Source organism: Reinekea sp., from assembly GCF_046710285.1.
Taxonomy (GTDB): domain Bacteria; phylum Pseudomonadota; class Gammaproteobacteria; order Pseudomonadales; family Natronospirillaceae; genus Reinekea.
On sequence record NZ_JBKEGY010000033.1, the window covers coordinates 17,416 to 33,085 of the forward strand.

Sequence of the window (15,670 nt, forward strand, 5' to 3'; positions counted from 1 at the left end):
TTAAATCTGCTTTACTTCGATACTGTTTGTTGGGCAAACAGAGATACATTCGCCGCACCCTGTACAGTGTTCTGTGTTAATTTCCGGTACCGGTGTTCTATCTTGCCAGTTAAAGTGAATCACCTCAGATGACTCACAGCTGTCTTTACAGCTTTGACAGGTCACGCCTTTATGAGCCAAACAACTGTCATCTATCACTGCAATGCCCTGAGGCCACTTTTGACCTTGCTGAGATAGCGCCAACGTTGGACAAACCTCTTGGCATTCACCGCAACCGGTACAGCCTCTTTGACTATAGTCAATGCTTGGAAACCCACCGTCGCTTTTAATTATTATCTGCTCAGGACAGGACGTAATACAGTCACCACAACGAGAACAAGCACTTATGAACAGTGACTCTTCAATAGCGCCTGGTGGGCGTAAGGCCGTTTTGATTGACTTAGCACTGAATTGCCCTCTCAGTAAGCTTCGCCGACTAGTATCTCCATGTATCATGATGACTTAAAACGTATGGGAACCAAAAAGTAACTGGGACATCCAAATGATGAAGCCATATCCGCCTACAATTGCCACTGACAACAATGGAAACAAAACAACGGTGATGAAAAGGAAAGCGTTACGCTCTTTTTTCTTTTCTTTAGTCACTTCTGACATCATGAACTCTCCTTATCTAGATGGTTTTTAGTTATTTATGGAGGTATCTTAGATGAGTCCGAGACAAAGCTCGTACCTCGAAAGGGGTACCTCTATTGTTTAATGTCATGAAACAGGTGAATACCACTTTGTTATTACCTCGAAAAACAAATAAATTGAACTGGTTCGGGTCTTTTCCTATCTCAAGCGCGCTAATAGGCGGCTTTTTGATACTAGTTCTAATTTCAAGTATTGCTAGCTTTTCAGCGCAATTGATCGCTAAAGAAGTCTATGGCGACGCCCTAGCCGTGAATTTATCAGGGTCTCTTCGAATGCAGAGCTATCGCATTGCTAATGCAATTCAGAGTAATGAAAACGAGGCTGCTTTACTTGAGTTGGCACGCGAGTTTAGCGATCGGTTAGATTCACCAGAGTTGAAAGGCTACATTAAACAAGAATCTATCGAGCTAGATAACCAATACTTAAAAGTTCACAATCAATGGCAGCGAATGGAATATGACCTATTCAATGATCCGAGGCTTTTTTTGGCTGATGTTGAGGGGTTTGTAGATGAAATTGACATTCTTGTTTCAAGTGTGCAGCAGTGGTCTGAAGAAAAAATAGCCTGGTTACGTGCTTGGCAAGCGTCACTTTTAATCGTCACTTTACTAATTGCATTGGCTTTTTCGCTATTCATTTTACTTCGTTTTGTGAAACCGATGGTTTCGCTACGCCGTACCATTGGGCATATACAGCACGGTCGCTTGGAAGCTCGCTCTAAATATGAAAAAGAAGATGAGTTTGGAGACTTATCCAAGGCCATAAATAACTTAGCCGATGACCTTATAGAAGCAAACGGAAAACTCAGTGTACGCTTAGCCCAAAGTAACAAAGAGCTTGCTGTTAATTACAATGCATTAGAGTTTCTCTTTCGAATCAGTCAGTCTTTGGCCGGCAGCGAACCAAATTTAGACCAATTAAAGGATCAAGTGATCGAAGAGCTTTCACAACAATTTGAATCAGACAGTATTTATTGGGAGCTCAACTATAGCCACTGTAAAGACAATCATGAAAGCTGCTTTAGGGCAGGCACAGACCCGAGCTTTTCACTTGTTTATTGCAGTGCAATTCCGCTTCAAAATTGGCAAAAATATACCATGACGACCATTTGTGAATTGTTTGAGACAGCGCATCAAACCCAGCTAAATCAATACAATAACAACCGTATTGCATTGATGAATGAACGCAATAATCTTGCTAGAGAACTTCATGATTCTTTAGCTCAATCTCTTAGCTTCCTAAAAATGCAGGTTGCTCGCTGGCAAAAACTACAGGCGCGCAATGAACAAGCTGCATTACCCGGCGTGGTTGAAGAAATTAAAGAAGGTTTAGGTGATAGCTATCGAAGTTTACGAGAGCTACTGGTCACGTTTCGCTCGCAACTCGATCAACCCGGCTTAGTGCCCGCTTTAGAGGCGGCTATTGACATGATCAACCGCGCAAACAATCTGTCTATAGAGCTAAAGAGTGATGCTAATTGGCCAATTAGGCTGTCTGCTGCTCAAGAAATAAACTGTCTTCATATTGTAAGAGAAGCACTAACAAATGTAGCCAAACATAGCCAAGCCGAGCATGCCCTAGTCAATTTAAAAGTTTCGAATAGCAACTTAGTCGTTGAGGTAATTGATGACGGCATTGGCTTTGACACAAATACACGTAAGGCTAATCATTTTGGCCTTGAAATTATGCATGAAAGAGCAATTGAGTTGCGCGGCGAAATTACATTTTTGCAGCGTGATTCTGGTGGCATTTTCGTGACGTTAACCTTCCCCCAAACAAAAGTAGGCATAACATGATCAGAATCGCCATAATCGATGACCACCCAATGCTACGTCGTGGTTTATCAGACCTTATTGAATTAGAAGATGATTTAGTATTAGTTGCTAACTTGGGTGATCCTACCCAGGCGGTAAAGGTGATCAATGATACTGAGCCTGACCTCGTCTTACTTGATTTTAACATGCCTGGGCAAGATGGTATTCAAACCTTGCGTCAGATCAAAAATGAAGCGCTTGATGCCCGTATTATCATGTTTACTGTTTCAAACAATCCAAATGATATTCACCAAGCCATAAGGGCTGGTGCTGATGGTTATATTTTGAAGGACATTGAACCAGAGCTACTGATCAAAGAAATTAGACATTGTGCGATGGGTCAACAAGTAATTAGTGACTCTATTCGAGAAATTGTTAAGCAAGCTATTCAAAGTAGAACTCCCGACGGTCGTAATCCAGCTATCTCTGAATTAACTGACCGCGAGCTCGATGTACTTCAACTGGTTGCCGAAGGATTAACAAACAGGGCTATCGGAGAGCGTTTATCAATTGCCGAAGGCACGGTAAAAGTGCATGTTAAGCGCATGCTGGCAAAGCTTCATTTACGTTCACGAGTTGAAGCTGCCATATTCGCACTTGAACACACTCACGACTTATAGGATAGGAGCTGACATGGGCTGCTGTGACCAACCTGGCTTAATGCCACTTGAAGACGGTATTAGTAATATTTTAAAACTAGTCTCCGCTAATCAACAAACTGAAACGGTGCCACTTGAGGAATCGCATAATCGCGTGACGGCAAGTGAAATCAGGTCACTTTGCAATGCGCCAGGCTTCGATAATTCTGCTATGGATGGTTATGCCATCGCTATGTCTGGCTTTGCACTTGCACATGCTTTTGAAGTTCAAGGTAAGTCATTTGCTGGCGACCCTTTCCAAGGGTCGCTCGACCCTAGCAAAACCATTCGGATCATGACGGGCGCCGTTATGCCAGAAGGTGCCGATGCAGTTATCATGCAAGAAAATGCTATCGTGAGTGATCAAGGCACTGTGCAATTTACCAGCACGCCCAAGCCCGGCGATAACGTAAGACGTATCGGAGAAGATATTCAACAAGGACAGATAGTTGTCCAACCCAACACTCGCATTAAGCCGGCTCATATAGCGCTTCTTGCCAGTGCCGGTATTGATCAAGTAGTGGTTTACCGGAAAACTTTAGTTGGATTGCTCTCAACCGGCGATGAATTAAAAACCCCTGGCCAGATGCTAAACCTTGGCGACATTTACAATTCTAACGGACCCTCTATCAAGTCAATGTTGCAGCGCCTTAACGTTGAGGTTATCGACTATGGCATTATCCCTGATGATCGTGATCTTTTTAGAGAAGCGTTTTCACTTGCTGATCAACAATGTGATTTTGTTGTCACCTCGGGTGGTGTCAGTGTTGGTGAGGCTGACTACACTAAAGAAGTTTTAGAAGAAATGGGCAGTATTGATTTTTGGAAGCTTGCCATAAAACCCGGCAAACCTTTTGCCTTCGGTAAATTACCCAACAGTTACTTTATTGGCTTACCTGGGAACCCGGTATCTGCTGCAGTTACGTTTCACTTATTGGCCGCGCAAGCAATTCGGCAACATCAAAATATTGGTTATTCTCCAATGCAAACCCTACCGGCTATCGCCTTGAATAGCTTTAAGAAAACACCGGGTCGAATGGACTTTCAAAGGGGGAGCTGGACTGTAAATAACGATATAATTGAGGTTGAAACCGCCACCGCTGGGCAGGGTTCGCACATACTATCGTCAATGGCCAATGCAAATTGCTATATAGCACTGGAACAAGACAGAGGCCCTGTAAACGCTGGCGAAAATGTCACTATTTGGTTATTTGACGAAATTTTAAACTAGCCAATTTAAGTGCCACTCAGAGCTGGTTCGTTCTTAGTGGCACTAGCTGATACCATTCACTGGCAAATTAGCAGAATGATGCTTTAATTAAAGTATCTTTCACTGCTACCTGAATTGCTGAACATGACCAAAACCGAAACTGCATTAAATCCAAAAACCGGGATTCAAGTAGATATCGATGTTAACCTCGATACGGGTATTGTCTTTGCGGTGATTCAACAAGCAGATTTTCAAGAGTTATTAACCGCACAAACAATACACGACAAGCTCAAACTGGTGGGTGTAGACCACTGGGACATTCAGCCCGGTGCAATCGATGATGTTCTCAATAAAGTTAAAAAAGCTCAAGTTGGTCGAATCATTATCGGTTCAAAAAAGGATGCCTACGTACTTGTCAGTATCAGCACAGATAAAATGCGAGCCTTTGCTAGCATTTTTCCAGCAAAAGGCGGTACTGCGCTTTCTCGAGACCTTTTATTGCAGGAAATATCGAACAAGTCAATTTCCGAGAAGCGCATCCTTGAAAATGCAATTGAAAGTGCACTGAAGGCCACATTTGAAGTCGAATTGGAAATTGCTCGTGGCAAATACCCAATTCGCGGAAAAGATACGGAGTTTATTCAACTGGTATCAGACCAAGAAGAGCAAAGCCTCACCCCTGATGATAAGGATCAAATTGATTTTTTAGCAGGGCGTTTCTACTTAGATGTCACTCAAGGTACACCGCTATTGAAGCGTATCCCAGCCGACCCAGGTAAAATTGGCCAAGATGTTTTTGGCCATTTAATTCAACCTGAGAGTGGTAAAGATGTACCCTTCAATATGCCCTTCGTAGGCGTTAGTCTTTCACCTGACGACGCTAATGTCATTATTGCTGATCTAGACGGCCACCCCGTTTTTTCTCCGCGTGGTGTTAAAGTAGACCCCACGCTACACTTTAAAGACATCAGTTTATCGACCGGCCATGTTGAGTTTAGAGGATCCGTCGAAGTCAAAGGCGATGTAAATCCAGGAATGAGAGTTATTGCTACAGGAGATATTTTCGTTAAAGGCACGGTTGAGCGAGCCTTTCTAAAATCGGGCGCGAACATCATTATTCAAGGTGGTGCAGTAGGCGATGCTGAAGGTGAACGAGCCATTGTCAAGGCAGACTCTAAAGCCTCTCAAAAAGAGGATATTCAAGACTCTGTAGATGACATAAAAATGGATGATGATGTTCCGAGTAATTATGAATGCGAGCTTATTGCTGCTGGAGATATCTCGTTAAAATATGCCAACGTCACTAAGTTAAGCGCGACTAATATTGAAGCCAAAGAATATATTTTCAATAGTTGGACAGAAGCTAGACGTACGGTTTTGCTTGGCCAGAATGGTGGTAAAGGTAAACTAGTGGGTGGCACAACCATTGCTGGTCAATCAATTGTCGCTAAAGTACTCGGCAGTCAAGCCTATAACAAAACCAAACTCCAAGTTGGTAATCATAGCGAAGAACGATTACTCCATAAAAAATTAAAGTTTTTGCATTCAAAGCGTCAAGAACAATTACACAGTCTAAATCAGTTACTGCTTAAAATACCACCAGACAAGATCACAATTGCCAATAGCCTTGAAGCCAAAAAATCTGCAAAAATCAATCAGGCAGTGACAGAGCTCAAAGGTATTCTGTCTGATATTGAGTCACGTATTACTAATTTGGAATCTATGTTTGATTTAGAAAATGAGCCATTTATCACGTCGACAAAAACCTGTTTCCCCAATGTTTTTATGTCGATATATAACGGCCGTTCTATTACCCAACTGGAATCTAACGCTAATACATTCATTCACAATGGTCGTAAAGTTGTGAAGAAAAAATAATTACCCTTTATACTAGGTTTGATAAAATGCTTGTAAAAAATATCATGACTGCCAAGGTTTATACCGTTGAAGCGACCAGTTCTTTTACGACCATGCAAGCTATTTTTGAGCGAGAAGCTTTTCATCACCTTCTCGTCGAAGATCAAGGCTTATTGCTAGGGGTCATTTCTGATCGCGATATTTTAAAGAACATTTCTGAACAGGTTCGCAATGATAATCTAGAGTTTCCGCAAACACTCACCGCCGAAGATATCATGACCACTCCCGTCATTAGCGTTGATCAAGAAACGCCCATTAATACGGCCTCAATTCTACTTCTGGAGAACAACATCAGTTGCCTACCCGTTGTCGATGCAGACTATAATATTGACGGCATTTTAACGTGGAAAGATATTCTTAGGTATCATATCTATAACACGTAAAGCGCAATGGCTAAGCAGTGACACCCAGCTCCAGCTAAGACAAATAAGTGCCAAATTGCATGGTTATAGGGAATTCGTTTGTTTACATAGAAAGCGACTCCGACGGTATAGGCAAGGCCACCAGCCACCAATAACGTCAAGCCGCCAGTGGCTAAATTAGCTACTAATGGCTTCATAGCGACAACCACCGTCCAGCCCATCAATAGATATAAGCCGACCATTAGACCTTTCAAATGCCGTGCAGCGGTCAATTGCAGTACGGTACCGACCGCGGTCAACCCCCACACAATACCAAAGACACTCCAGCCCCATCCGCCTGATAAAGTGATTAAGGTAAAAGGTGTATAAGAGCCTGCAATAAGGTAAAGAATTGCTAAGTGATCTACCTGCCGCAGTGCTATACGCGCAGCAGGCTTCTGAACTGAGTGATATAAGGTAGAAGCTAAGAACATAAAAATTAATGTAGCGCTGTATATTGCGGCACTGACCAATACCTTGACACTCTCGGCCGATGTAGCAATAACCATCATCCAGATAAAAGCGGTAATGGCCAAGGCAAGCCCAAAGCCGTGTGTTAATGCGTTAGCCCACTCTTCGCGCGAGCTGTAAACGGGTAGTTGTTTTGACACACTGAATCCTCTCATTCGAATAATATACAACTGTATATTTATTGTTGAAAATTGCAAGGTTTTTAGTCTATCGCCGTTCTGTGCTAGTAAAATAAAACCATCTGAATATACTGTATAGATGTACAGTTAAATCGGATGGATCACTATGAACCTAATTTCCACGCTTGCTGAGCAAGGCCATATTTGGACTGCCCGTCACTGGCAGGAAACTCAGGTAGCAGGCCTAAATACTGGCTATGCCGCACTCGATGCAGAGCTTCCGGGCAGTGGCTGGCCAGTAGCCGCTGTCAGTGAAATATTGTACCCGCAACACGGTACGGGTGAATTACGTTTAATTTTACCTGCCCTCGCACAGCTCAGTCGGCAAGATACAGGCTGGCAGCTTTGGTTAAATCCACCCTACTTGCCCTGCGCGCCGGCACTACAACAATGGCAACTCAATACTCAACGCCTGTTGCTTGCACGTGCGACCAAGCCCGCTGATCTTTGTCACAGCTTAGAAAAGAGCTTACAAAGCGGCGGCTGCCAGGCGGCGGTGGTCTGGCTTGAGAAACTAGATAAAGCGTTAATGCGCCGTATTCAACTCGCGGCCGAGCAATCGAGCACGCCAGTTTTTATACTCAGACCGGTTCGGTTTTTAAACCAACCCAGTGTTGCTGCACTGCGCATCAAAATTAACAGCCCCAACTCTTTAGATATTGTTAAGCGCCGCGCTGGTTGGCCGCTGAACAACGTCAGCCTTGAACTACCCCTTCACTTTACCAAGTCGCCTTAAGCGATGTTATGGCTGCATGTACATTTTCCACGCTTGGCATTAGAGGCGCAGTTTTTAGGCGACTCTCGAGCACTGCCCCAATTACTATTAGCGCCAGCGCTTCAGACGGTAATTCAATGCAACTCTATCGCCCAAGAGCAAGGTGTACGAGTGGGCATGAATAAGAAAACCGCCTTTTGCTTACTGGCCGATTGCGCCATTGCCAATTACGATTTAACCACTGAAGCCGAAGCGCTTAAGAAGTTAGCGTTGCTTTGCTACCGTCATGCGGCACAAATCACACTAATACCGCCACAGGGTTTATTGCTCGAAACCGGCTCCATGTTAAATATTTTTGAGGGCCTAGACAATTACTGGCAACACCTACACAACCGCCTCGCAGACAGTGGCTTTCAATTTCAGATGAGTACTGGCCATACACCTAATGCGGCTAAACTATTGGCAGAAGCTGGCGTTGCCTGTTGCACTGAAGATAACAACATTGTGCTTCAGGCACTCAATCAATTGGCGGTAGAACAACTGAGATTACCAGCCAACATTGAGAAAAAGTTAATCGCCATGGGTATCCGACAGTACGACAAGCTGAAACAAATGCCCCGCAAGGAACTGGGCTACCGGTTTGGGTTTGAGTTAGTCGATCACCTCAATAAGCTTGAGCGGGATAATCAACCCTCGACTCGTTTTGAGCTGCCGGCCAGTTTTTTACAAACCATCCATCTCAACTACGAAGCCGAGCACGCTAAAGGCTTGTTATTCCCTCTTAGACGTTGCCTTGAGCATTTAGAAGTGTATCTACGCAGTCGGCAATTATTGTGTGAAAGAATACTGATTAAATTAACCCACCGTGATGGTCGTGCCAGCGTACTGGCTATCCCTTCGGTGCGCGGAAGCTATTTACAAGCTGACTGGTTGATTCTGTTACAAACCCAATTAGATCACACAACTCTGATTGCGCCCGTGGTTTCTGTCTCTCTACGCGCTAAAGATTTCTTGCCTTTTCGAGAAGTACCTAAAGACTTACTCGGCGACCGCCCTGTCCAAGCCGATGCCGATTTAATGCAGTCTATTCTAATTGCACGGCTCGGCACCGAACAAGTACACACACTTTCTGTTGAGGCTGACCCAAGACCAGAAGCATCGACGTCTTTGCTTGATTCACGGCAAAAGCAATACACTCTATTTCCAAAACAATGGCCTACGTTTCTCTTGCCACAAGCAAAACCTATTAATATTAATAGGTACCAGGTTATCAGTGGGCCGGAGCGGATAGAAGGCGGTTGGTGGGACGCCACGCCTACGCGTCGAGATTACTACATCGCCACCTTAGATGAGCAAACGCATTGGATATATCGTCGGGATGATGGGCAATGGTTTTTACAGGGGGTGTATGCATAACAATAGCCATTAAAAGAATCGAAAACTGGCTTTCAGTCTATTAGCTTCCGGCTAACTTTATTGAAAAGGTCAAGCTAGATGAATTTAACGCTTGACCTTGAAGCGAGTCAAAGCTTTAGTCTTAAGATTGTTACCCTAAATCAATGGAACCACTATGCACGATCATCACTCTGGCCATCATCACCCTATCCCCGATTCTGGCAGCGCTATCGCCTGGGCGTTCTTTCTAAACTTTGGTTTCACTATTATTGAATTTATTGGCGGCTACTTAACCAACAGTACTGCGATTATGGCCGATGCCATACATGACTTAGGTGATAGTTTGGCAATAGGCCTGTCTTGGGTTTTGAACCGAATCAGTAAGAAACCACATAATGAGGCGTTCTCTTATGGCTATCGGCGCTTTACTTTATTAGGCTCAATTATTAACGGCACCATATTGATTATTGGTTCTATTTGGATTTTCACTGAAAGTATCCCACGTTTATTTAACCCACAAATGCCCATGGTTGAAGGCATGATCGGCTTGGCTATCTTAGGTACAATAGTAAATGGCTATGCGGCCTACAAACTAAGCAACGGCAAAACATTAGCAGACCGAATGCTGAACTTACACCTGCTTGAAGATGTCTTAGGCTGGGTTGCCGTTCTGGTCGTCGCCATTATTCTATATTTTTTCGACTGGCCAATTCTAGATCCAATTCTTTCTATTGGTTTTACCTTATTTATTTTGTTAAATGTCGGTAAAACGCTCTATAAAACCATCCGTGTTTTTCTACAAGCTACTCCCGATACAGAGGAATATCGTGAACTCGAAAATAGGATTAGAAGCATTCCTAATATAAAAGACGTTCATCATTTTCATATTTGGTCTCTCGATGGAGCCCGCAATGTGTTATCAGCGCACGTTGTAATTCATAGCGAGATAGGCATCCAACGTCAACGTGAATTAAAAGCAACTATTCAAGCGTGTTTATCAGAGTATGACTTTGAACACACAACCATTGAGTTAGAGTTTTTAGAGCAAGGCTGCCGAGATGAACCTGCGCAACCGCACTCTCACTAAAAACTCATGAAGGTTAAAACGGCCGCTAAGCTCATACAATAAACAGCAACTAATTGAGCCGTTTTTGCCAGTTGAATATTAAGTGCTGCGCCTTTGCGAATATTAATTTGTAGAAGTAATGAGCGCATCAATGGCGCAACAGCAACAATAGCAAGTATTGAATAAAGCCCTAAGTCAATTGAGACAACAAGATGTAATATCAGACCAACAACTAACAGTAAACGATATAACTGTCTTGCTCGAACCGCTCCTAATTTAACCGCCAAGGTATTTTTATTGGCAGCTTTATCTGTTGGAATATCGCGAATATTATTAACCAACATAATAGCCGCATTAAATAAACCTGCCACGGTGCCGTAGCCAAATACGGTAAGGTTGATGGCTCCTGTGAACAAAAAATAACTGCCACCCACAGCTAACCAACCAAAAAAAACCAACACGGTCACTTCACCTAAGCCATGAGATGCCAAAGGGTAAGGACCTCCGCTGTAAGCGAATACGGCGACTAATGCAGCCAAACCCAACACCATTAAGACCCAATGGCTGTTCAACACTAATACCAGACCAAGAATAAATGCTAAGACACTGACCAAAATTAGCGCCCGACGCATGTGAACGACTGAGATCAACCCCGACTGTGTCGCCCGCACCGGACCAATGCGTTGATCAGTATCGACCCCGGCCTGCGCATCAAATAGATCGTTTGCTAAATTGACGGCAATTTGTAATAGCAGTGCGCACAACAACGCACAAAAAAAGATAAATGCATGGAAATAACCATCGTAGTAGGCCAACCCTGCACCGAGTAAAATAGGTGCCACCGATGCTGCTAAAGTCTTCGGACGGCTAGCCAAAGCCCACGCATTGAGCTGTTTTTTGGATATCAAGAAAATTCACACTTTCAAAGCTATAGTTGATTAAAGAGTGCCATATATCAACCCACAGTCAACCGATCTATCTTAGAATCTGATTACTTAAATTACAAAGGTGTCATCATGCAACAGGTTGTTTCGCAAATACTGCTCCCCATGGTACTTGCTATTGTCATGCTCGGTATGGGCTTAGGGCTTACTACTGCAGACTTTAAACGTGTCGCGATGCAGCCTAAAGCAACGTTTCTAGGGCTTGGCTTACAACTGTTCTTTTTGCCTGCTCTCGCTTTGTTCATTATTACTGTTTTACCCTTATCACCGGAAGCTGCGGCTGGCTTATTCTTGGTCTCGCTTTGCCCTGGCGGTGCTACTTCTAACCTTTTTTCATTTATTGCCAAAGGCGATTTAGCACTCAGTGTCAGTTTAACGGGAATCGTTAGCTTATTATCACCGTTTCTACTACCGCTTTTTTTCTTGACCTTTTTAAGCTACAGCGGTGACTCCTTCTCCGCCTTTCAATTACCTTTAATCCCAACCATTAAACAGCTGGCAGTCGTGACTCTTGCGCCAACGCTGATCGGCATGTCCATTCGCCACTTCGCACCCAATTGGGCTCTGAACACCCAAGGGCTTGTCAAAAAAGTTGCAACCATTGCGATGATATTGATCATTGTTGCGTTAATGGCGACCAACTTTCACGTGGTACAGGGCATGATTAGCCTCAATGCCTTAGCTATTTTGTTACTTTCTAGCACTTCAATCCTAATAGCTTATTGGTTAGCTAGGTCCTTTCAGCTACCGCAGCAAAGCCAACGCACCATTGCCATTGAAGTAGGCATCCAAAATGCAGGCACCGCAATGATGGTTGCGTTAGCTATTATGCACCAGCCTGCTCTAGCCTTTGTTCCGCTCATGTATGGACTGCTCATGAACTTGCCGGCATTTGTATTTGTTGCTTGGTTACAACAGTCCGATAAGCAAGCTGAGGCTGCATTAGTAACAATTAAAAACACTTAACTTTCGCTTAATACTGGTATTCAAACACTCAATCTCTATACTGTACACATATACAGACTTTGTCGATTTAAATGCCTAACGACCCCCAAGCCAACTATGCTGAATTGCACTGTTTAACCAACTTTAGCTTTTTACGCGCAGCCTCCCACCCTGAGGAGCAAATACAGCGCGCGGCAGAATTAGGCTATCAAGCACTCGCCATCACCGATGAATGCTCTATCGCGGGCGTGGTTCGAGCATGGCGACAACGAGAACGCTTAAGTCTAAACATAAAACTCATCATTGGTTCTGAATTTTATATAGATGGCCACAACCTGGTCTTGCTAGCCAGGAACGAGCTAGGCTACCAGCAATTATGTCGACTCATCACTCGAGCAAGGAGACGCAGCGAGAAAGGCGAGTACTGCGTTTACCTCAAAGACTTATCTGCCAAACTGCTATCAGACTGCCTATGCCTATACACCTTACCTCGCCTAGGATCTGATCTTTCGACACTGCAACATCTAAAACATCAATTCCCTACTCGGCTCTGGCTACTGGCAGAAAACAGCTTAGACAATGGCGCGGCTTCATACATGTCACGTATAACCGATTGTGCGGCGATGCATAAACTGCCCATTGTCGCTAGCAGCCAACCACTAATGCATATACCAAGCCGAAAGTTACTCCATGATTGCTTAACGGCAATTAAAGCCAACAAAAGCATTGAGCAGGTTCGCCACTTGCTCAAACCCAATGCAGAAAACCACCTACGCTCAAGAAAAAAACTCAGCCGCCTCTACCCAAAAGACTGGCTTGAACAAACGATGGTAATTGCGAACCAATGCACCTTTGAGCTTAATTCTATTTGCTACAACTACCCAAAAGATACCTTACCAGGGCAATACAGCGCCGAGGAATATTTAGCATTATTGGTTAAACAAGGCGCACAGAAGCGCTTTGGTAAAAACGTTAGCAGCGACATATTGTCGACTATCAACAAAGAACTGGCGTTGATCAAGCTTAAACAATACGAGCACTATTTTCTCACCGTTTATGACATCGTTCGCTTTGCTAAAAGCCAAGGTATTTTATGTCAGGGCCGAGGCAGCGCAGCAAATTCAATCGTCTGTTATTGCTTAGGTATTACTGAAGTAAACCCACAAGAAGCTTCATTGCTTTTTGAACGCTTTATCTCTGAGAGTCGCAATGACCCGCCCGATATTGATGTCGATTTTGAACATGAACGACGTGAAGAAGTGATTCAATACCTCTACCAAAAATATGGCCGTAAGCGTGCGGCGTTAGCGGCTACGGTCATAACCTATCGGCGTAAAAGTGCAATGCGCGATGTGGCCAAAGCACTCGGTATGAATATAGAACAGCTCGACCAAAAAATTGCCAACTATGGCTGGCGCTACCGCGGGTCTAATTGGATAGATCAGATTGTAAATGACGGCTTAGGGTTGTCATCGTTTCAGCTTGATACGTTCAAATATGTGCTATCCGAAATCAAAGGTTTTCCACGGCACCTATCACAACACGTTGGCGGTTTTATCTTAACCGAAGGCTTTGTTAGTGATTTGGTTCCCATTGAAAATGCCTCAATGAAAGACCGCACCGTTATTCAGTGGGATAAAGATGACCTAGAAGCACTCAATTTAATGAAAGTAGATATTCTTGCTCTGGGCATGCTCAGCGCTGTTCGCAAGTCATTTGACTATATTCGCGATGTTTATAAACAGCCTATTCGTATTCAAGATATTCCTCGCGATGACCCTGATGTTTTTAAAATGATACAAAAAGCCGATACCGTTGGCGTGTTCCAAATAGAATCTAGAGCACAAATGAATATGCTACCGCGCCTAAAGCCCGCCTGCTATTACGATTTAGTCATACAGGTGGCCATTGTGCGGCCCGGCCCAATCCATGGCGATATGGTACATCCGTTTTTAAAAAGGCGTATGGGCATCGAAGCAGTTGAGTATCCAAAACCGGAGCTCAAAGAAGTGTTAGAACGCACACTCGGCATTCCTATTTTTCAAGAGCAGATTATTAAATTAGCGATGGTAGCAGCAGATTTTAGTGCCGATGAAGCCAATGATTTACGCAAGTCTATGGCCAGTTGGAAAAAGAGCGGACACATTAGTGCATTGCGCGGAAAACTGACTGATAAGATGCTAACCAATGGTTACCCAGAAGATTACGTTGAACGAATTAATCGACAAATAGAAGGCTTTGGCGAGTATGGCTTCCCTGAATCGCATGCCGCCGGTTTTGCACTCATCGCTTATATTTCGTGTTGGCTTAAATACCATTACCCTGCGGCATTTTGCTGTGCTTTATTAAACAGTTTACCAATGGGGTTTTATTCGGCGTCACAGTTAGTCCAAGACGCTAGGCGCCATAATGTGATAGTGTTACCTGTCAGTATAAACCACAGCCAGTGGGACAGTCATTTAGAAGGCGACTCAGGAGATATTGCTCTGAGGCTAGGGTTAAGGCGTATAAAGGGTCTAAGCGAACGCGCGGGTTTAAGCTTGTTACTTTATCGGCCACCCCAAGGTTATCGCTCACTTAATCAATTGGAAAAGGTACCAGGGTTAACAGCAAGTGACTTAGATGCTCTCGCCAGCGCTGATGCCTTAGCTGAAATAGCGGGCCATCGCTATCAAGCCCGCTGGAAGACAGCGGCGTTATCTATGCAACAAGACCTTCTCCTTGAGGCATTTAACGATGACGGCACCCTATTAGATGCTCCCGATGATTTTGAAAATATTGTTGAGGATCACAACTCAACAGGGCTATCTCTTGGTAAGCACGTGTTGAAGCTACTACGAGAAAAAAGTATTTTGCCACTTACACCGACTGCGGATCAGTTACTTGAGTTAGCCTTGGAGCAACAAAAAAAACGTCATAAAGACCGCACAGATAAAATAAAAATACCCATCGTCGTCAGCGGCCTTATAACCAATAGACAAATGCCTAAAACCGCTACCGGCGTTACATTTTTAACCTTAGAGGATCACACTGGAAATATGAATATTATTATTTGGTTAGCGGTGGCTCAAGAACATCTAAAAATATTAACGACAGAAAAGCTGGTCATCATAAAAGGCTTACTCGAAAAGTCACCCGACAGCGATGTCGTGCATATAATCGCGCAAGAAATAAAAGGCTTTAGTCATGTTTTAGGTGATATGGCGATGCAATCCAGAAATTACCACTAAAAACTATTAGCTACCTAATAAAGCCAAAATATTACTTGCAGATTTATTAGCC

14 protein-coding genes are annotated in these 15,670 nt (G+C 43.7%); 10 read left to right on the forward strand and 4 right to left on the reverse strand.

Annotated features, from left to right (window positions below; translation table 11 throughout):
- Positions 1 to 495 (reverse strand): ferredoxin-type protein NapF, encoded by a 495-nt coding sequence (gene napF, locus ACI882_RS16605; protein ID WP_411743790.1) that lies wholly within the window; start codon positions 493 to 495, stop codon positions 1 to 3.
- A gap of 6 nt (positions 496 to 501) precedes the next feature.
- On the reverse strand, positions 502 to 657 hold the full coding sequence (gene napE / locus ACI882_RS16610; protein ID WP_411743791.1) for a periplasmic nitrate reductase, NapE protein: 156 nt from the start codon (positions 655 to 657) through the stop codon (positions 502 to 504).
- Positions 658 to 860: 203 nt separating this feature from the next.
- Between napE and ACI882_RS16615 the strand changes: the two genes are divergently transcribed.
- The 5 genes from ACI882_RS16615 to ACI882_RS16635 all read left to right on the forward strand — a co-directional run bounded on the left by ACI882_RS16615 (position 861) and on the right by ACI882_RS16635 (position 6,655).
- Entirely contained in the window at positions 861 to 2,489 is a 1,629-nt protein-coding gene (locus tag ACI882_RS16615) for a histidine kinase (RefSeq protein ID WP_411743792.1), read from the forward strand.
- On the forward strand, positions 2,486 to 3,127 hold the full coding sequence (locus ACI882_RS16620) for a response regulator (RefSeq protein WP_411743793.1): 642 nt from the start codon (positions 2,486 to 2,488) through the stop codon (positions 3,125 to 3,127). The genes ACI882_RS16615 and ACI882_RS16620 overlap by 4 nt, the downstream gene beginning before the upstream one ends.
- A gap of 13 nt (positions 3,128 to 3,140) precedes the next feature.
- Entirely contained in the window at positions 3,141 to 4,376 is a 1,236-nt protein-coding gene (gene glp, locus ACI882_RS16625) for a gephyrin-like molybdotransferase Glp (RefSeq protein ID WP_411743794.1), read from the forward strand.
- A gap of 123 nt (positions 4,377 to 4,499) precedes the next feature.
- A complete protein-coding gene (locus tag ACI882_RS16630) occupies positions 4,500 to 6,233 on the forward strand; it encodes a DUF342 domain-containing protein (protein ID WP_411746576.1) in 1,734 nt (577 codons plus the stop codon).
- A gap of 26 nt (positions 6,234 to 6,259) precedes the next feature.
- Complete coding sequence (locus ACI882_RS16635) at positions 6,260 to 6,655, forward strand: CBS domain-containing protein (RefSeq protein ID WP_411746577.1); 396 nt, start codon at positions 6,260 to 6,262, stop codon at positions 6,653 to 6,655.
- Here ACI882_RS16635 and trhA read toward each other — a convergent pair.
- Positions 6,643 to 7,284: a PAQR family membrane homeostasis protein TrhA gene (trhA, locus tag ACI882_RS16640; protein ID WP_411745027.1), complete on the reverse strand. Its 642-nt coding sequence runs from the start codon at positions 7,282 to 7,284 to the stop codon at positions 6,643 to 6,645. The two genes, ACI882_RS16635 and trhA, sit on opposite strands and share 13 nt — an antisense overlap.
- Before the next feature lie 145 nt (positions 7,285 to 7,429).
- On the opposite strand from trhA, the gene imuA reads away from it, so the two are divergent.
- The 3 genes from imuA to ACI882_RS16655 all read left to right on the forward strand — a co-directional run bounded on the left by imuA (position 7,430) and on the right by ACI882_RS16655 (position 10,520).
- Positions 7,430 to 8,059, forward strand: a complete 630-nt coding sequence (gene imuA, locus ACI882_RS16645) for a translesion DNA synthesis-associated protein ImuA (RefSeq protein WP_411745026.1) — start codon at positions 7,430 to 7,432, stop codon at positions 8,057 to 8,059.
- A 3-nt stretch (positions 8,060 to 8,062) separates the two neighbouring features.
- Entirely contained in the window at positions 8,063 to 9,454 is a 1,392-nt protein-coding gene (locus ACI882_RS16650) for a Y-family DNA polymerase (protein ID WP_411745025.1), read from the forward strand.
- Positions 9,455 to 9,608: 154 nt separating this feature from the next.
- On the forward strand, positions 9,609 to 10,520 hold the full coding sequence (locus ACI882_RS16655; RefSeq protein ID WP_411745024.1) for a cation diffusion facilitator family transporter: 912 nt from the start codon (positions 9,609 to 9,611) through the stop codon (positions 10,518 to 10,520).
- Here ACI882_RS16655 and menA read toward each other — a convergent pair.
- Entirely contained in the window at positions 10,517 to 11,407 is an 891-nt protein-coding gene (gene menA / locus ACI882_RS16660) for a 1,4-dihydroxy-2-naphthoate octaprenyltransferase (RefSeq protein ID WP_411746578.1), read from the reverse strand. The genes ACI882_RS16655 and menA overlap by 4 nt on opposite strands.
- Positions 11,408 to 11,515: 108 nt before the next feature.
- On the opposite strand from menA, the gene ACI882_RS16665 reads away from it, so the two are divergent.
- Positions 11,516 to 12,409 (forward strand): bile acid:sodium symporter family protein, encoded by an 894-nt coding sequence (locus ACI882_RS16665; RefSeq protein WP_411745022.1) that lies wholly within the window; start codon positions 11,516 to 11,518, stop codon positions 12,407 to 12,409.
- Positions 12,410 to 12,480: 71 nt separating this feature from the next.
- Complete coding sequence (locus tag ACI882_RS16670) at positions 12,481 to 15,618, forward strand: error-prone DNA polymerase (protein WP_411745021.1); 3,138 nt, start codon at positions 12,481 to 12,483, stop codon at positions 15,616 to 15,618.
- Positions 15,619 to 15,670 lie beyond the last annotated feature (52 nt).